The organism is Herbaspirillum sp. SJZ107, from assembly GCF_006715485.1.
Lineage (GTDB): Bacteria > Pseudomonadota > Gammaproteobacteria > Burkholderiales > Burkholderiaceae_D > Telluria.
The window spans coordinates 35704-54874 of the sequence record NZ_VFNH01000001.1 but is presented as its reverse complement, the minus strand read 5'-3'; the positions used below and the strand labels follow the sequence as shown (position 1 = coordinate 54874).

Below are 19171 nucleotides of genomic sequence, written 5' to 3'. Positions count from 1 at the left end.
TGTTTACTACTGTGTATTCTTGTTTTGTCGTTAGCGCCGGATGTGGAATGGCCAACGCATAAAAATTTGGGGCCAGTCGTCCGGCGCCGTAGCGCGGGATGACTGGCCCCATGGTACTCCTATTACTACTATCCGAAATGCGCGGTAATTACAGCGTACGCGCCACTTCCTGGACTTCGAAGACTTCCAGCACGTCGCCGACTTCGATCTCGTTGTTGCCCTTCAGCGACAGGCCGCACTCCAGGCCCGCACGGACTTCCTTGGCGTCGTCCTTGAAGCGCTTGAGCGAATCGATCTCGCCGGTCCAGACCACGATGTTGTTGCGCAGCAGGCGGACCGACGAGGTACGCTTGACCACGCCATCGGTAACCAGGCAGCCCGCGATCGCGCCGACCTTCGACACCAGGATGACCTGGCGGATTTCGACCTGGCCGGTGATGTGCTCGCGCTTCTCCGGTGCCAGCATGCCCGACAGTGCCGTCTTGATCTCGTCGATCGCATCGTAAATGATGCTGTAGTAACGGATGTCGACGCCGTTCGATTCCGCCAGCTTGCGCGCCTGGGCGTCGGCACGGGCATTGAAGCCGATGATGACTGCCTTCGACGCGGTCGCCAGGTTGACGTCCGACTCGGTGATGCCGCCGACCGCCGCATGGACGACCTGTACGCGCACTTCCGAGGTCGACAGCTTCTGCAGCGAACCGACCAGTGCTTCCTGCGAACCCTGCACGTCCGTCTTGATGATGAGCGGCAGGTTCTTGACTTCGCCCTCGGCCATCTGGTCGAACATGTTTTCCAGCTTCGCTGCCTGCTGCTTGGCCAGCTTGACGTCGCGGAACTTACCTTGACGGAACAGTGCGATTTCGCGCGCCTTGCGCTCGTCGCCCATCACCATCGCTTCTTCGCCGGCGCTCGGCACTTCGGTCAGACCCTGGATTTCGACCGGGATCGACGGACCTGCTTCGGTCACCGACTTGCCGTTCTCGTCCAGCATCGCACGGACACGGCCGAACGAGGAACCGGCCAGCACGACGTCGCCGCGGCGCAGCGTACCCGACTGCACCAGGATGGTCGCCACCGGACCACGGCCCTTGTCCAGGCGGGCTTCGACCACCAGGCCACGTGCCGGCGTTTCCACCGGTGCCTTGAGTTCCAGCACTTCGGCTTGCAGCAGCACGTTTTCCAGCAGGTCGTCGATGCCCTGGCCGGTTTTCGCCGACACCGGGACGAACGGCGATTCGCCACCGTATTCTTCCGGCACCACGCCTTCGGCAACCAGTTCCTGGGTCACACGGTCGGTGTTCGCACCCTGCTTGTCGATCTTGTTGATCGCCACGACCAGGGGCACGCCGGCAGCTTTCGCGTGGGCGATCGCTTCCTTGGTCTGCGGCATCACGCCGTCGTCGGCCGCCACCACCAGGATGACGATGTCGGTCGCCTTGGCACCGCGGGCACGCATGGCGGTGAACGCCTCGTGGCCCGGGGTATCCAGGAAGGTGACCATGCCGCGCGGGGTGTCCACGTGGTATGCACCGATGTGCTGGGTAATGCCGCCGGCTTCGCCAGCTGCCACCTTCGCACGGCGGATGTAGTCCAGCAGCGAGGTCTTGCCGTGGTCGACGTGACCCATGACGGTCACGACCGGTGCACGCGGCTTCGACTCGAACTCGGCGTGCTCGCCCTGGTCGGCCAGGATCGCTTCCGGATCGTCCTCGGCGGCAGCGAAGGCCTTGTGGCCCATCTCTTCCACCACGATCATCGCGGTTTCCTGGTCCAGCACCTGGTTGATGGTGCACATCTGGCCCAGCTTCATCAGCTGCTTGATGACTTCCGACGCTTTCACCGACATCTTGTGTGCCAGTTCGGCCACGGTGATCGTCTCGGGGACGTGGACGTCCTTGACGATCGCCTCGGTCGGCGCCTGGAAGTTCGATTCGCGGTCGTCGTGACCACGGCGCCCGCCGCGTCCGCCACCCGCACGCCAGCCGTCACGGCCGCCGGTCGGGGCTGCGCCGCCGCGGCCCTTCATGCCGCCGCCCGGGGCGCCGCGCTTCTTCTCGTCCGACCAAGTCGAAGCGACATTCGTCGACTTGATCGACTTCTTGTCGCCCGGTTTCGGACGCGCGCCGCCGCCTTCCGCCGGCTTGGCGGTAGCGTCGGCCGGCTTCTTGTCGGCAGGCTTGTGCAGGGTGCTCGGCTCGGCAGCCTTCGGCTTGACAGCCGCAGGTGCCGGTTCCGGCGCCTTGATCACGCGGCGCGGCTGCGCCATCATGGCCTTGATCTGGGCCACTTCGTCGGCCACGGCCTTGCGTGCGCGCTCGGTGGCGGCAGCGCGTTCGGCGGCTTCCTTGGCGGCTTCGTCGGCCTTGCGCTTGGCTTCCTCGGCAGCGGCTTTCTTGGCTTCGTCGGCAGCGGCGCGCTTGGCCTCCTCGGCAGCGTTTGCCACGTTCGCATTGGCATTGGCATTGGCATTGGCGCTGGCCGAAGCGGCCTGCGCGGCTTGCGCAGCGCGTGCAGCGGCCTGCTCGACTTCGCGCTGGGCACGTTCTTCGGCTTCGCGCTTGGCCTGCTCTTCGGCCGCCTTGGCCTGTGCGGCCTTTTCGGATTCGAGACGGGCCAGGCGTTCCTGCTTCTCGCGCAGCTCCGCCTCCTGGCGCGCCAGCAGTTCGGCCTGCTTGCGTGCTTCTTCCTCGCGGCGTGCCTGTTCGGCAGCGTCGATCACCGGCTCGGCCGGCTTGGTCGTGACGAGATCGTCACGCTGGACGAAGGTGCGCTTCTTGCGCACCTCGACCTGGATCGTGCGCGATTTGCCGCTCGCGTCAGCCTGCTTGATCTCGGAGGTTTCCTTGCGGGTCACCGTGATCTTTTTCTTTTCACCACCGTCGGCGGCGCCGTGGGTACGGCGCAGGTGGTTCAGCAGCTTATCCTTATCATCCTTGGACAAGGGATCTGACGTCGAACTTTTCTCGACGCCAGCAGAACGCAGCTGCGTCAGCAGCAGGTCTGCAGGCATCTTCAGTTCGGTGGCAAATTGGGCTACGTTGTTACTCGCCATTCAGTCCTCTTTTCTATGTGTCGCGAGATGATAAAGAAATTTTGTTGATTAAGAAAGCGCAAAGACCGAGGCGGCGCCGCGGTCTTTGCTTTTCTTTATGCCTTGGCGGTTTCCACCTGGCTCCAGGCTTTCGCCTGCAGCGCCTTGGCGCGGTCGTCGTACTTGGCGTCGACCAATTTCATCTCATCGTCGGTCACATCATTAAATTCATTCGTGATCAGATCGCGGGCACGTTCGGTCGGCAACGCCAGGATGGCGCTGAACTCGTCGTAGGCCAGGCCAGCGAATTGTTCCAGGGTCTTGATGCCGGCCAGGCCAAGCTTGCCGGCGGTGGTGCGGTCCATCCCTTCCAGGTTGACCAGCGCCTCTTCCATACCCTCGAGGCCCTCTTCGGAAGCGATCGCCTCGGTCACCAGCGCGTCGCGTGCACGGGTGCGCAGCTCGTTGACGGTGTCTTCGTCGAACGATTCGATCTCCAGCATTTCAGAGATGGGAACGTAAGCGATTTCTTCAAGACTCGAGAAGCCCTCTTCGACCAGGATATCGGCCACTTCCTGGTCCACATCCAGCTTTTCCATGAACAGCGACCGCACGGCCGCCGTTTCCTGCTCCGCCTTGTTGGCCGATTCCTCGGCCGTCATGATGTTGATCTTCCAGCCGGTCAGGTCGGACGCCAGGCGCACGTTCTGGCCCGAACGGCCGATCGCGATCGCCAGGTTTTCCTCGTCGACGACGACGTCCATCGCGTGCTTTTCCTCGTCGACCATGATCGACGACACGTTGGCCGGGGCCAGCGCGCCGATCACGAACTGCGCCGGATCTTCCGACCACAGCACGATGTCCACGCGCTCGCCGCCCAGCTCGCCGGTCACGGCCTGCACGCGCGAACCGCGCATGCCGACGCAGGTACCGATCGGATCGATGCGCTTGTCGGCGGTAAACACCGCGATCTTGGCGCGCACGCCGGCATCACGGGCAGCCGACTTGATCTGCAGAAGGCCCTGCTCGATTTCCGGAACTTCCAGCTCGAACAGCTTCATGATGAATTCCGGCGCGGTACGCGACAGGATCACCTGCGGGCCGCGCATGTTGCGGTCGACACGCAGGATGAAGGCGCGCACGCGGTCGCCGATACGCAGGTTTTCCTTCGGGATCATCTGGTCGCGCGGCAGGCGCGCCTCGATCTTGCCCGATTCGACGATCGCATCGCCGCGCTCCATGCGCTTGATGGTGCCGGTGACCAGTGCGTCGCCGCGCTCCAGGAAGTCCTGCAGGATCTGCTCGCGCTCGGCATCGCGCACGCGCTGCAGCACGACCTGCTTGGTGTCCTGGGCAAAACGGCGGCCGAACTCGACCGACTCGATCGGCTCTTCGATGTATTCGCCGACTTCGATGTCCGGAATCTGTTCTTTCGCTTCGAAATGCAGGATTTCCTGGTCCGGCAGCTGCAGGCCGGCCTCGTCCGGCACGACGTGCCAGCGCTGGAAGGTTTCGAATTCGCCGCTGTCGCGGTCGATGCTCACGCGGATGTCGACATCGCCTTCGTAGCGCTTTTTCGTGGCTTGCGCCAGCGCGAACTCGAGGGCGCCGAAGACGACCTCTTTATCGACATTCTTTTCGCGCGCAAGCGCATCAACCAGTAACAAAATTTCGCGACTCATGCTTTGCGACTCCTAAAATCCACCTTTGGCACCAAACGGGCCTTGTCTAATTCTGCCAGCGTAAATTCCAACAACGCCGGACCATCCTTGCTTTCAAATTCGAGACCGACCTTGTCGCCCTGCGGGGCATGCAGGATGCCCGTGTAGGTCTTGCGGTTGGCGCTGCCGGGCATTGCCACGCGCAGCTTGACGGTGCATTCGCTGCCGGCAAAGCGCTCGAAGTCGGCCAGAGTGCGCACCGGACGGTCCAGTCCGGGCGACGACACCTCCAGGCGCTCGTAATCCACGTTTTCGACGGTGAACACGTGCGACAGCTGATGGCTGACCGTGGCGCAATCCTCGACCGTGATCAGTCCCTTTTCGTCCGCCACCGCCGCCGGGAAATCGATGAACACGCGCAGGATGCCCCGTTCGGCACGCTCGATGTCGACCAGGTCGTAACCGAGTCCACCGATTGTCTTGGCAATCAAATCAAACAACTGCACAGGTCTTCTCTCCAGATCGCCGGCAGGGCGCCGGACCTTAAAACGATTCAACAAAAAAAAAATGGGCAACTGCCCATCTTTATTCCCAACCAGACCCGCATTCGCCGAAATTACTGCGAAATGCTTTGATTAGGTTGCGAATTATAACCCGATACAGGGTTGGCCGCAATCGCGGGCCGCCAAAATGAACAGCTATGCAACAGTTTACTCTTTTGGCGAGCGGAGCGCAGGCAATGCTCTGAATTTGGTGGAATTCAGGCGTTTTTCAAGGCCTGCGCGCCGCGAAATCGCGAAACTTAACCGCGGCGGCCGCGGCGCGGCATGCCGCTGTCGCTGACGCGCGGACCCTGCGGCCGGCGGTTCTGCCCGGCACCGGCAAAGCCGAAGGTGGTCTGCAGCGGATCCGGCTGGCGTGGACCCTTGCCGCCGCCATTGCCGCCACCGTTGCCGCCGCGGCCCTGGCCGCCACCATAACCCCCGCCATTGCCCGGACGGCTGCTGCGGCCCTGGACGAAACCGCCGCCCTGGCCGCCCTGGTTGCGGGTCGACCCGACACGCGCCACCGGCGGGCCGAACGGGTCGGCATTGCGGTTGGCGTCGGCACGGTCGATGCGGTTGCCGTTGCTGCGGTCGTTGTTGCGCTCGCCGGCATCGGCGCCGCGGCCCTTGCCGCCCTGCGCCTTGCCCTTGCCGGCACCGTCGCCGGCGCCGCCCTTCTTCTCGATGCCGAAGGCGGTCATGAAGTTGCGGACGTCGTTTTCTTCCAGCTCTTCCCAGCGGCCGCGCTTCAGGCCGGACGGCAGGGTCATCGCGCCGTAGCGGGTACGGATCAGGCGCGAGACGGTCAGGTTGACCGCCTCGAACATGCGGCGCACCTCGCGGTTGCGGCCTTCGCCGATCACCACGCGGTACCAGCGGTTGACGCCTTCGCCACCGCCGTCGGCGATCTTGGTGAAGCTGGCCAGGCCGTCTTCCAGCTCGACGCCGGCCAGCAGCTTCTGGCGCATGCCCTCTTCCAGCTCGCCCAGCGTACGCACGGCGTATTCGCGGTCGATGTTGTAGCGCGGGTGCATCAGGCGGTTGGCCAGGTCACCGGAATTGGTGAACAGCAGCAGGCCTTCGGTATTGAAGTCGAGGCGGCCGACGGCCAGCCACTTGCCGGTCTTCATGGTCGGCAGGCGGTCGAACACCGACGGACGGCCTTCCGGATCGTCCGCGCTGACGATTTCGCCGGCCGGCTTGTGGTACACCAGCACGCGCGGCGGCTTGTTGTTGTTGACGCGGCGCTGCAGCAGCTTGCCGTTGATGCGCACGGCGTCGGTCGGCAGGATGCGCTGGCCGATGTGGGCCGGCTCGCCGTTCACCGACACCCGGCCGGCAACGATCAGCTCTTCCATGTCGCGGCGCGAACCGAGGCCGGCTTCGGCCAGCACCTTGTGCAGCTTCGGCGCATCGTCGTCGGCGGTCAGGTCGCGGCGCACCTTGGACGCTTGCCCCTGGCCGCGGCCACCCTCGTTGGCGTCGAAGGCATCCGAGGTGACGAAGGAGAACACGGCGTCGGCATCGTTGCCCTTGCCGCCCTTGTTGTCCTTGCCGCCCTTGGCATTGCGGCCCTTGGCCTGCTTGCCCTGCGGATTCTGGCCTTGCTGGGCCGGCTGGCCCGGCTGGGCTTGCTGACCCTGGCCCTGGCCCTGCTGGTTGCGCTGCTGGCCTTTTTTCTGGCCCTTTTTCTGGCCGTCCTGCTGGCGGGCGCCGCGCGCGTCGCGGCGGGCTTCGGTGCGGCCGCTGTCGGCGCCATCCTGGCCGGCTGCGGGCGCCTGGGCCTGGTCCGGCTGGATTGCCACTGCGTCCGCGGCCTCATCGGCGGGACGGGCCTGGCGCGCTTCGCGCACCTGGCGCTGCTCGCGCATCTGGCGCGGGCCGCGCGGCTTGCGCTGGCCTGCGTCCTGGCGTGGCGCAGCCTGGGTGCCGGTGTCCGCCTGTTCGACGGTCGCGGCCGGTGCGGCAGCCGGGGCTGCGGCGGGTGCCGGGGTAGCCACCGGTGCCGCCGGCGCGGCCTCCGGCACCGGCGCTGCCGGTGCGGCTGCAGCCTTCCTGGCGCGCGGCTTGCGTGCCGGGGTGGCGGCCGGTGCGGCTTCCGCGGCGGCGGGCGCCGCTGCGCTCACGGCTGGAGCGGCATCGGCTTCCTTGGCGGCGGCGGGCTTGCGGGTGCGCTTCGGCTTGGCAGGGGCTTCCTGCGCCGCATCTGCGGACTGCGCGGCAGGCTGCGCGGCAGCCTGTTCGGCGGCGACCTGCGCCTTGGTGCGGCGCTTCGGTTTGGCGGCCGTCTCTACGCCTGCCTCGGCAGGGATCGTCTCGGTTTTGTCGGTTGGATTCATCATTCGTTTCTTGGTTTTACTGACCGGGCGCGACAATCAGGCGTTGACAGTCAGATGTATAAATCAGGCTGCAGATGCTGGCGCAGGGTCGGGAATCGGGACTTCAACGGGTGAAGTGTCATCAAATTGTTGCAGGGCCGCTTCCAGCGCTTCCAGGCTGCGCCCGGCGCCGGCATCGCCCACCTGCTGCAGCGGCGGCAGCTGCGACAGCGATGCCAGGCCGAGGTCGTCGAGAAACTGCTTCGTCGTCCCCAGCAGGGCCGGCCGCCCCGCCACTTCGCGGTGGCCGAGCACGTCGATCCAGCCGCGGTCTTCCAGCATCTTGATCGTCTGCGAGTTCACCGCGACGCCGCGGATTTCCTCGATGTCGCCGCGCGTCACCGGCTGGCGATAGGCGATGATGGCCAGGGTTTCCAGCGTCGCCCGCGAATACTTCGGCGGCTTTTCCGGCGCGATCCGGTCCAGGTAAGTCTTCATTTCGGGCCGGCTCTGGAAGCGCCAGCCCGACGCCAGGCTGACGATCTCGATGCCGCGCCCCTGCCAATCCTGGCGCAGTTCCTCGAGCAGGATCTTGATCGTATCCGACCCGACGCCGCTGCCGACGGGGCGCCCGGCCGCATCCGTATCGGCAAACAATTTCTTCATGCCGTGGATGGTCAGCGGCTCGCGCGCGCACAACAAGGCGGTCTCGAGCACCCTCTTGGCCTCATCAGTGTTCATAACGATGTCGTCAGCGGATCTTGCAAAGGAATGCGAAGAAAATATCAAACAACCCGGTTCAACCTGAGCGGCGCCGTGGTGACGGCACCTGCGCGGACCCAGCCCGTATGGCTGGAGAGACTGCAGGATTGAAACGGGGTTCCGTAGCCCGGCCAACCGGATCCTGGATTACGATCCTGATGCGCGCCGGGCGGAATTCCTTGGCGGGCTGCCGCCCAGCCATGCGCCGGCCCACCGTAGTGGGCTGCAAGCTGTTGATTTTCAAGCGAAACGGGCTGCCGGCACGATGCGAAGGCGGGGCTTCGGGCGCGCGCTGGGCAAGCGAACGACATCGTTTCTTCCAACTAGCGATTCATTGTACCCGATAAAACCCCAGAGTGGACAAGCGCCGCGCAGCCGGCGCGGCGGCGACCCGACAAGCGCCACACGGCCGGCACGGCGACAAACCCGGCAAGGCGCCGCGCGGTGGCCGCGGCGAACGGCCGTCAGGCGGCGCCGGGCGTGGCCAGCTTGTCGGCCAGGATCGCGGAAACGCCCAGGAACGCCGGGTATTCGGCCGTGATGACATAGGTCGGCACCTGGGCCAGGTAGTCGGCGAAGCGGCCCTTCTGCTCGAAGCGCTTGCGGAAGCACGACAGGCCGAAGCGCTCGCCCAGGCGCGGCACGATGCCGCCGCCGATGTACACGCCGCCCTGGGCGCCGAGGGTAACGGCCAGGTTGCCGGCCACCGTACCCAGCATGCCGCAGAAGGTTTCCAGCACTTCTTCGCACAGCGCGCATTCGCCGGCCAGGCCGCGCCGCGAAATCTCGGGCGCGTCCAGCGCTTCCGCCGCCTGGCCGCGGTGATGGCACAGCGCGCGGTAGATCAGCTCGACGCCGGCGCCGGACAGCAGGCGCTCGGCCGACACGTGCTCGAATTCGCGCCAGGCAAACTGCAGGATCGCGACTTCGGTCTCGTTGGTCGGGGCAAAGGTGACGTGGCCGCCTTCGCTGCACAGCGCAGTCCAGCCGCCCTGCTTGTCCTGGATCAGGCCCGACACGCCGAGGCCGGTGCCGGCGCCGACCAGGCCGATCGGCGTCGCGGCACGCGGCGTGCCGCCGCCGACCTGCTGGCGGTCGCCATCGCCGAGGTGCGGCAGCGCCATTGCCAGCGCCGAGAAGTCGTTGACGACGACAAAAGTGTCGAGTCCGAGTTCGCGGCGCAGCGCTTCGATCGAGAATTCCCAGTGGTGATTGGTCATGCGCACCATGTCGCCGACCACCGGGTTGGCGATGGCGATCGCGGCATGGCGGATCTTGCCGATGCCGGCCGCAACCAGCGCATCGGATGCCAGGTAGGCGCGCACGGCATCGGCCAGCGTCGCATGCTTGACACAGCCGAGCACGTCTATCAGCTCGATCCTGCCGGGGCCGAGTTCGAGCGCGAAGCGCGCATTGGTGCCGCCGATGTCGGCCAGCAGGCGCGGGCTGTCGTGGGTGGGAGCGGTCGAGGTCTGGAACACGGCGGAGGCGGGCGAAGCAGTCATGGCGGCAGGAGAAAAACGAATGCCCAAGCTTAAAGGATTTATTGACGGCAGCGCAAGTCTTATCTGTAGTTTGGCTACATCAAAATCATTTTCTTGGCTGACCTTATTCAAAAACAAGTGCTTGAATGAGTAGTCGAGCTACGCCGTGCGCAGCCTGTGTTATCGCATCAGCCCGCCTTGGGCTTGAGCTCGACCTCCGCCTCGCCTGCCGCGCAATGCGCATTCCAGGCATCCAGTCCACCGTGCAGCGGCCGCGCCCGGTGGAAACCGTTGTTCAGGAATTCCTTGGCCACCTGGGCCGCGGTAATGTCGTTCGGACAGCTGCAATACACGACGATGTGGCGTTCGCGGTCGAGCGTGGCCATCAGGCGCGCCGGTTCGTCGCCGTACACCAGCGCGCCGGGAATGCCCGGCTCCAGGCCGCGTGCGGTGACGCTGCGGGCATCGACGATCAGCGGCTCGTGGCCGGCTTCGAGCAGGGTTTTCAGCTCGTCGACGCTGATGCGCGGCAGCTTTGCCGCGCCCAGGTTGCGCTTGCGCTCGATATATTTAAGCAGGACAAAGACGGCCAGCAGTGCGCCGACCACCATCAGTGCGGTGCTGCCGAGCGTCTCGAACCAGCTGATCACGTCGTCGACGCTGTCGTGGAACCAGGCGCCCAGGCCCATGCCGACGCCGCTCCACAGCAGGCCGCCGGCGAGGGACAGCCAGAGAAAGCGGCTGGTGGTGGTGCCCATGGCGCCGGCCAGCGGCGGCGCGATGGTATTGAAACCGGGGATGAACTTGGCCACCACCAGCGACTTCGCGCCCCAGCGCCCGAAATTGTCTTCGGTCTGGCTGACGCAGGAATCGGGCGACAGCGAAATCTTGCACAGCAGGCGCAGGATGCGCTTGCCGTAGTGGCGGCCGGCGCGGAACCAGAAATAATCGCTGATCAGGCAGCCGGCGACACTGGCCGCCAGCGTCAGCGGCCAGTTGGCGCCGCCGTCGACGGCCAGCGCGCCGGCGATGATCAGGACCGGAAACGCGGGAATCGGCAAGCCGATCTGTTCGAGCAGCACGGTGCCGAACACGATCAGGACGCCATAGGTATGTATCAATTGGGAGAGCTGGGCCATCCCGCCATGTTAGCGGAAAAGCCGGGCGCCGGCCGGGGGCGCCCCGATCCATGGCTTTTCCACAACAAGCCGGCGGCGTCAGCCTTCTTCCTGCGGTTCCGGCCCGCGCGTGCGCCCCGGCGCCTTCAGCCTGACCGGCCGGTGGGTGCGCGCCGATTCGTAGATCGCTTCCATGATGCGCTGGTCCTGCAAGCCCTCCTCGCCCGGCGTATGCACCTCCCTGTTCTGCTGGATGCACTGGGCGAAATGGTCGAGCTCGGCCGCGAACTGGTTCTTGTCCTCGGCCTGGACCTCGCTGGTCTGTTCCTTCCCTTCGACCACGCGCGACACCTTCAGCTTGATGCCGCTGTACGCGTAAGCCGGGTTCAGCTCGGCCCAGGCGTCGGAACCGTTCAGGCGGAACATCTGCGACTTGTGCGAAGCGTAGCTGGTGCTGCAGCTGGCGATGAAGCCGCTCGGGAAGCGCAGCACGAACTGGCAGGATTCCTCGACTTCGCGGAAGCGGGCGTCGCCCGGGGTCGACCACACGTTGCCCATCACCTCGACCGGCTCCTCGCCGCTGAGGAAGCGCGCGGCATTCAGGCAGTACAGGCCGACGTCGGGCAAGGCGCCGCCGCCGGCCAGCGCGCGCTTCAGGCGCCAGTGCTGGGGGTCGCCCATGTTCTGCGAATTCACCGAGATGAATTCCTTGAGCGTGCCGAGCTTCTTGTCGCGGATCATCTTGACCAGCGCGCGGTCGTTCGACTCGTACTGGCTGCGGTAGGCAATCATCAGCTTCTTGCCGGCCTTGCGGCAGGCGTCGATCATCTGCTGGCACTCGGCCACGCTGTTGGCCATCGGCTTTTCGCAGAGCACGTGCTTGCCGGCCTTGGCGGCACGGATCGTGTACTCGGCGTGCATGCTGTTGGGCAGCGCGATATACACCGCCTGCACTTCCGGCATCTGGGCCAGCTTCTCGTACTCCTTGTAATCCAGCACCGCGCTTTCGGGAATGTCGTACTGGTGCGCCACCTTGAGCGCCTTGGCACGGTCGCCGCTGACCAGCGCCACCGGTTTCGCATGCTTGCTCTGTGCAAACGCCGGCAGCATCTCGTTGACCGCGATACGGCCCACGCCGACGATGGCGACGCCGATGCGCTCGCTCATCGGGTCGCCGGGCGGCTCGGTCTTCTCGGGCTTCTCGGACTTGGCCTCGGTCGGCGGAAACGAAATTTTGTCCTTTTCGTTGGCAGCGGCTTGCATGGCGGGCGCGGACAGCGCCGCCAGCGTGCCCACATAGCGCAGGAATTCCCGGCGCTGCGGCTGGCTTTGTTTCATGGTGGCTTTCCTGAATAAATAGACAAGCCATCTTCGCATCGGTTCTTGAACACCAGCGCCAGCTTGATTAACAGCAAATCAACTCACACGGAAGGTGTGCGCGGAATCGCAGCCAGTAGCGATTGGGTGTACGGATGCTGCGGATTGCGATACAGCTCGTCGGCGTCCGCCATTTCGACGACGCTGCCGTGGTGCATCACCATCACGCGGTCGGAGATGTATTTCACCACCGACAGATCGTGCGAAATGAAGATGTAGCTCATCTTGTATTCGTTCTGCAGGTCCTGCAGCAGGTTCAGCACCTGAGCCTGCACCGACACGTCCAGCGCCGACACCGATTCGTCGCACACCAGGATCTCGGGCTTCATGGTCAGGCAGCGTGCGATCGCGATGCGCTGGCGCTGGCCGCCGGAAAACTCGTGCGGATACCGGTAGAACGCCTGCTCGGGCAGCCCTACCCGCTTCAGCAGATCGTGCGCGTGCGCGACACGCTCGGCATCATTGGCGCCGATGCGGTGGATGCGCATCGGCTCCAGCAGGATCTGCCCCACCGTGAAACGCGGATTCAGCGAGGCGTACGGGTTCTGGAAGATGATCTGGATGCGCCGTTTATAGGCCTGGTAATCGCGGTCGCTCATGGTCACCAGGTCGCGCCCGTCGAACAGCGCGCTGCCGCCGGTGGCGCGGTGCAGGCGCAGCAGGGTCAGGCCGACCGTGGTCTTGCCGGAACCGGATTCGCCGACCACACCGAGCGTCTTCCCGCGCGGCAGCGTGAACGACACATCCTTCACCGCCTTGAATTCGCGCTTGCCGAACAGGCCTTCACGCACATGGAAACTCTTGGCCAGGTTGCGCACTTCCAGCAGCGGTTCGTCGCCGGGCGCATAGCCGCGCGTCCGCTGCGGCAACTGCAAGGCCGACCCGGGCTGCACGTGCCCACCCAGGTAGTCCTCGATCACCGGCAGCCGCAGCGGCCGCGCATCCAGCGTCGGCCGGCAGTGCAGCAGCGCTCGGGTATAGTCGTCGGCAGGATGCACCAGCACCTCGGACGCGGCGCCCTCTTCCCGCACCTCGCCGTGGCGCATCACGATCACGCGGTCGGCGATCTCGCCCACCAGTCCCAGGTCGTGGGTGATGAACAGCACCGCCATCCGGTGCTTCTTCTGCAGTCCGGCGATGAGGGCCATGATCTGCTTCTGGATCGTCACGTCGAGCGCCGTGGTCGGCTCGTCGGCGATCAGGAGCCGCGGTTCGCAGGCGATCGCCATCGCGATCATCACGCGCTGCTGCTGGCCTCCCGACATCTGGCTTGGGTAGGCGTCGATCTTGCTGGCCGGGTCGGGGATGCCGACTTCTTCCAGCAACGCCAGCGTGCGGGCGCGCGCCTGGCGCTTGTCCATGCCCATGTGCAGGCGCAGGACTTCGCCGATCTGGAAGCCGACCGTGAACACCGGGTTCAGCGAGGACATCGGTTCCTGGAAGATCATCGCGATGTCCTTGCCGCACAGCCGGCGGCGTTCCGCCAGCGGCAGGCCGAGCAGCTCGCGCCCGTCGAAGCGGATCGATGAGCCGGCCTCGATCACCGTGGTGTCCGCCGGCAGCAGGCCCATCACCGCCAGCGAGCTGACCGACTTGCCGCTGCCGGATTCGCCGACCAGCGCCACGGTGGCATCCGCCGGCACGCTGAAGGAAATCCCCTTCACCGCCTCGACCGTGTTGTGTTTGTCGGTGCGGAAGGCCACGCGCAGGTCGCGCACTTCGAGCAGGTCGTGATCGGTCATGGGCTCATTTCAGTTTCGGATCCAGCGCATCGCGCAAGGCGTCGGCAAACAGCGAGAACGCCGTCACCAGCAGCGCCATCGCGCTGGCCGCCGCCGCCAGTTGCCACCACTTGCCGAGGATGAGTTCATTCTGCGCCTCGTTCAGCATGCTGCCCCAGGAGACCACGCCCACCGGCACCCCGAAGCCAAGGAAGGACAGGATCACTTCGGCCTTGATGAAGCCGACCACCAGGATCGACATCTGCACCAGCGCCACGTGCGACACGTTGGGGAAGATGTGGACGAACATCTTGCGCCAGCCGGATGCCCCGATCGCATCGGCCGCCATCACGTATTCGCGCGCCTTGTGCTTGATGTACTCGGCGCGCATCAGCCGGTAGGGCCCGGTCCAGCCGGTCAGTCCCAGGATCAGCACGATGGTCAGCACGCCGCGGGTCTGCAGCACCGCCGCCACGGTCAGGATCATCAGGATCGACGGGATCGCCGTGAACACGCTGTAGAACCAGTTGAACAGGTCGTCGACCACGCCGCCGTAAAAGCCGGACAAGGCGCCGAACAGCGTCCCCAGCGCCACCGCGACCAGGGCCGCCACCAGGCCCACCACGATCGAGGTCTGGCCACCCTTGATGGTCTTCTTGACGATGTCGTGGCCCCATTTGTCGGCGCCGAAGGGCAGCGTGGCCGCCTTGGCCGCCTGCACCGTCCTGCCCTGCCGCGCCAGCTCGGCTTTCAGTAGCGCGATGTCGCCGGCCAGCGGATCGAAGGCATTCGGCGGCGCCGGCGCCGCCGGCTGGCTCAGGGCCGCCAGCGCCGGGTCCGGCCCCATGAAGGCCGGCGGCGCGTAATTCACGGCCACCTCGTCTTCCCAGCCGGCGGCGACCAGCCCGGTGGCGGACAGCAGCACCGACAACAAAAACAGGCACACCACCGCCAGCGACGCCATGGCCACGCGGTCGGCGCGCAGGCGGCGCCAGGCCAGCGTCCACAGGCCGGGCGAGGCCGCACGCAGCTGCACCGGATCCGCGCCCATCATCGGAGCTGCACCCGCGGATCGACCGCCGCGTACATCAGGTCGGCCAGCAGGTTGAACACCATGGTGGCGGCGGCGACGTACACCGTGATCGCCTTGATGACCGGGAAGTCGCTGCGCTCCACCGCCAGGATCACTTCGCGCCCGATGCCGGGGATGCCGAAGAAGCGCTCGAGCAGAAAGGCGCCGATGAGCAGCGCCGGCAGGTTCGACATGACGTAGGTGATGATCGGGATCGCGGCATTGCGCAGTACGTGCACCCAGACGATGCGCCGCTCCGGCAAGCCCTTGGCGCGCGCGGTGCGCACGTAATCCTGGTTGACCTCGTCGAGCACGAAGCTGCGGAACAGGCGCAGCGTCGGCGCGATCGACACCGCCAGGCCGATCAGGATCGGCAGCGTGGCATAGCGCAGCAGGTTGTCGAGGAAGTTGTCGCCCCAGCCCTGCACCGGGAACAGGCCGAGTTTATAGGCCAGCCCGTACTGGAACACGATGATGTAGACCAGGATCGAGATCGACATGCCGACCGTGCACGCCACCATCACCAGGCGGTCGGTCAGCGAGCCGCGCACGAAGGCGATGGCCAGCGCCAGCGCGATGCCGAAAAAGGTCTCGAGCACGGTCAGCGGCACCAGCACCGTCAGCGACGGCCCCAGGCGGCTGGCCAGGATGTGCGAGACCGGCTCGCCGGTACTCCAGGCATTGCCGAAGTCGAAGGTGAGGATCTGCTTGACGAAGATCCACAGCTGCACGGTCCACGGCTGGTCCAGCCCGAGCTGGGCGCGGATGTTGGCGATCGCCTGCGCATCCGCCATCTTGCCCGCCAACAGGTAGGACGGGTCGCCGCCGACCCAGTTGAACAGCACGAACACCAGCACGACCACGCCGGCCATGGTCGGCAGCATCTGCCACAAACGTCGGACGATAAAAGACAACTGCGAAGCAAACATCGGAGTCCCGGATCAGAAGACCGAACTATAGACCAGATTCGTCCGCTTGCAGCGAGAAAAGATGCAGTCGACATGGCGCCGGGGTTTTGCAAAGCGTTGTATTCGCGCCATACCTCTACAGTTACGGTATTGACATGAATTATCAGCAAGTGTTCTGATGATGCCGCCAAAGATAATTGAACGTCTATTGGCACCAAAGAGAGAGAAATGATTTGTATCGCTGCATTACATTGGCATACATATGCTTACATATGCACCGAAATAAAATCTTTTTACGCACTTCCATAATACAAAGCCTTAACTCGGAGTCGTAATGCACCAGAAGAGAGCAGTTGCACAAGCCGTCACCCTCGCCCTTGCCTATGTCGCCCTCGGCCTGCCGGCCATGGCCCAGGATACCCAGGGTTCGATCCAGCGCGTCGAAGTCACGGGATCCAGCATCAAGCGCGCCACCGCCGAAACCGCGTCGCCGATCCAGGTGATCAGCCGCGAAGACATCGCCCGCTCGGGCAAGACCACGGTGGCCGATTACCTGCAGACCCTGACCGCCGATGGCGCCGGCTCGCTGCCGACCGGCTTCGGCAACGGCTTCGCCGCCGGCTCGACCGCGATCTCGCTGCGCGGCCTGGGCGCGACCTCGACCCTGGTGCTGCTGAACGGCCGCCGCATGGCGCCGTTCGCGCGCGCCGACGATGGCCAGAAGAGCTTCACCGACCTGTCGACGGTGCCGATGGAAGCCGTCGAGCGCATCGAAGTGCTGAAGGACGGCGCGTCCTCGACCTATGGCGCCGACGCGATCGCGGGCGTGGTCAACATCATCCTGCGCAAGGACTTCACCGGTCTGGTGTTCAAGGCCGAAGCCGGCGAATCGCGCTACCACGACGCCGAGCAGGGCAAGATGGCCGTCACCTGGGGCAAGGGCAAGCTGGACGAAGACGGCTACAACTGGATGGTCAACGCCGAGGTCTATGGCAACCACGAGGTGATGAACAAGGACCGTGCCGGCCGCGACTGGATCGGCCACGGCGACATCCGTCCCTGGGGCTACGCCGCCAACGGCCAGTTCGCATCCGGCTACATCACGCCGGGCACCGCCAGCCCGAGCCCGGCCGGCGCACTGCGCGATCCGAAGACCGGCAACTACGTCGGCCTGGCCGGCTGCCCGCAATTCTCCCCGGTCACCGCCCAGGACCCGGCCGGCGGCTGCCTGTGGTACGCCGACCAGTTCCGTTCGATGCAGCCGCAGATCGGCGGCATCAACCTGTACACCCGCTTCACCAAGAACCTGGACGGCGACCTGCAGCTGTACGCAGAAGCAGGCTACTCGAAGCGCGACACCGAATTCACCCTGGTCCCGCCGTCGACCAGCACCACCGTCGCCTTCCCGCCGAACGCCGCCAACCCGACCGGCGTGATCAACTACGGCAACGCCATCCTGATGGCCGCCAACCATCCGCAGAACCCGTACGGCACCGCCGTGCGCCTGCGCTATTCGATGTTCGACGTCGGCCCCAGCACCCGCTCCGCCGATAACGAGTTCAGCCGCTTCGTGGTCGGCCTCAAGGGCCAGCGCTTCGGCTGGGACTTCGACACCGGCTACGTCCACTCGCAATCGGCGCTGGACCTGAACTACAGCAACATGATCAACATGAAGGTGCTGCAGGCCGCCCTCGGCAACCCGGCCAGCCAGTACTATCCGTACTACATCGGCACCCAGGCCAGCCGCAACCCGGCCTCGCTGTACGCCGCCATGGTGGTCAACGCCAAGTCGCACTCGACCACCGAACTCGACGTGGTCGACTTCAAGGCCTCGCGCGAGCTGATGCAGCTGCGCGGCGGCGCCCTCGGCCTGGCGGTCGGTACCGAATACCGCCGCCTGAAACTGGACAACCCGTCGCTGTCGGGCAGCGAAGACGGCACCATCAACTCGTCGTACGTCGCCGCCAAGGGCAGCGACGACGTCAAGGCGGTGTTCGTCGAAGTCGCGGCGCCGGTGCTGCAATCGGTCGAACTGACCGGTGCGGTGCGCTACGACAAATACAAGAACTTCTCGTCGACCACGCCGAAACTCGGCGCCAAGTGGACTCCGGTGAAGAGCTTCGCGCTGCGCGGCACCTACACCGAAGGCTTCCGCGCGCCGGGCCCGGCCGAAGCCGGCGCCCAGAGCCAGAGCACCGGCAACTCGTCGGTGCGCGATCCGATCCGTTGCCCGGGCGGCGTGCCGGCCGCCGGCGGCGCCACCCAGGCCGACTGCTCGATCACGATCGGCGCCGTCAAGGTCGGCAACCCGAACCTGCAGCCGGAAGAGTCGAAAGGCTACACCCTGGGCCTGGTCTGGGATCCGCTGCCGAACACCGGCATCACGCTGGACGGCTGGAAGATCAAGCGCAGCAACGAGATCAACCCGCTGTCCTACGTCGAGGCGGCCGCGCTGCCGACTGCGATCCGCCAGGACAACAACCTGGTCGTGAACGGCGCCGTGGTCCCGAACACCGGCACCCTGCTGCTGTCGAACGCGCCTTACCAGAACTCGAGCTACACCGAAGTCAAGGGTATCGACCTCGACGTCAAGCAGCGCATCCCGCTGGGCAGCTACGGCCGCGCCGTGCTCAACCTGACCTGGAGCCATACCGCGTCCTGGATGCGGGTCGAGAAGAGCGGCACCGCCTTCCAGTTCGCCGGCACCCACGGCAACTGCGATACGTCGAACTGCGCCGGTACGCCGAAGAACAAGATCAGCGCCAGCGCCACCTGGGACCGCAACGACCTCAGCGTGAGCGCCATCGCCAACTACCGCGGCGAGATGGAAAACGTGCGCTTCGGCGGCGACAAGTGCGCCTCGCAGTTCGCCGACGGCAGCGGCGCGCCGTACGGCTGCCGCCTGGCCTCGTTCACCACGGTCGACCTGTCGGCACGCTACCGCCTCGGCGCCAACTGGCAGCTGTACGGTTCGATCCAGAACCTGTTCGACAAGGTGGCCCCGCTCGATCCGCTGACCTACGGCGGCCTGAGCTACAACCCGATGGATGCCAGCGGCGCGATCGGCCGCTACTTCAAGGTGGGTGTGCGGGCGCAGTTCTGATCGGGCTTGCCTGATCGGTTAGCTTGAAAAAAAGGCGAACCTTCGGGTTCGCCTTTTTCGTTGTCCGC

Annotated in this window: 12 protein-coding genes; 1 reads left to right on the top strand and 11 read right to left on the bottom strand. The window is 65.4% G+C overall.

Features of this window, described 5'->3' with window-relative positions:
* Window positions 1–148: 148 nt before the first annotated feature.
* The 11 genes from infB to FBX97_RS00090 form a co-directional block, all read right to left on the bottom strand.
* Window positions 149–3055, bottom strand: coding sequence for a translation initiation factor IF-2 (gene infB / locus FBX97_RS00140; RefSeq protein WP_141828245.1), 2907 nt, complete (start codon window positions 3053–3055; stop codon window positions 149–151).
* A 95-nt stretch (window positions 3056–3150) separates the two neighbouring features.
* A complete protein-coding gene (nusA, locus tag FBX97_RS00135) occupies window positions 3151–4716 on the bottom strand; it encodes a transcription termination factor NusA (protein WP_141828244.1) in 1566 nt (521 codons plus the stop codon).
* Window positions 4713–5201 (bottom strand): ribosome maturation factor RimP, encoded by a 489-nt coding sequence (gene rimP, locus FBX97_RS00130; protein ID WP_141828243.1) that lies wholly within the window; start codon window positions 5199–5201, stop codon window positions 4713–4715. Before rimP ends, nusA begins: the two co-directional genes overlap by 4 nt.
* Before the next feature lie 296 nt (window positions 5202–5497).
* Window positions 5498–7579, bottom strand: coding sequence for a 23S rRNA pseudouridine(2605) synthase RluB (rluB, locus tag FBX97_RS00125; RefSeq protein ID WP_141830727.1), 2082 nt, complete (start codon window positions 7577–7579; stop codon window positions 5498–5500).
* A 63-nt stretch (window positions 7580–7642) separates the two neighbouring features.
* A complete protein-coding gene (gene scpB / locus FBX97_RS00120; RefSeq protein ID WP_141828242.1) occupies window positions 7643–8299 on the bottom strand; it encodes an SMC-Scp complex subunit ScpB in 657 nt (218 codons plus the stop codon).
* A gap of 485 nt (window positions 8300–8784) precedes the next feature.
* Window positions 8785–9825, bottom strand: a complete 1041-nt coding sequence (locus FBX97_RS00115) for a glucokinase (RefSeq protein WP_141828241.1) — start codon at window positions 9823–9825, stop codon at window positions 8785–8787.
* Window positions 9826–9992: 167 nt separating this feature from the next.
* Complete coding sequence (locus FBX97_RS00110; RefSeq protein ID WP_370457192.1) at window positions 9993–10823, bottom strand: DedA family protein/thiosulfate sulfurtransferase GlpE; 831 nt, start codon at window positions 10821–10823, stop codon at window positions 9993–9995.
* Window positions 10824–11021: 198 nt separating this feature from the next.
* Window positions 11022–12260 carry a Gfo/Idh/MocA family protein gene (locus FBX97_RS00105; protein ID WP_141828239.1) on the bottom strand — a complete coding sequence of 413 codons (1239 nt, stop codon included), beginning with the start codon at window positions 12258–12260 and terminating at the stop codon, window positions 11022–11024.
* An 83-nt stretch (window positions 12261–12343) separates the two neighbouring features.
* Window positions 12344–14041 (bottom strand): ABC transporter ATP-binding protein, encoded by a 1698-nt coding sequence (locus tag FBX97_RS00100; protein ID WP_141828238.1) that lies wholly within the window; start codon window positions 14039–14041, stop codon window positions 12344–12346.
* A 4-nt stretch (window positions 14042–14045) separates the two neighbouring features.
* Window positions 14046–15074 (bottom strand): ABC transporter permease, encoded by a 1029-nt coding sequence (locus FBX97_RS00095; RefSeq protein WP_221631711.1) that lies wholly within the window; start codon window positions 15072–15074, stop codon window positions 14046–14048.
* Window positions 15071–16021 carry an ABC transporter permease gene (locus FBX97_RS00090; protein WP_141828237.1) on the bottom strand — a complete coding sequence of 317 codons (951 nt, stop codon included), beginning with the start codon at window positions 16019–16021 and terminating at the stop codon, window positions 15071–15073. Before FBX97_RS00090 ends, FBX97_RS00095 begins: the two co-directional genes overlap by 4 nt.
* Before the next feature lie 313 nt (window positions 16022–16334).
* Between FBX97_RS00090 and FBX97_RS00085 the strand changes: the two genes are divergently transcribed.
* A complete protein-coding gene (locus FBX97_RS00085; RefSeq protein WP_221631710.1) occupies window positions 16335–19103 on the top strand; it encodes a TonB-dependent receptor in 2769 nt (922 codons plus the stop codon).
* Window positions 19104–19171 lie beyond the last annotated feature (68 nt).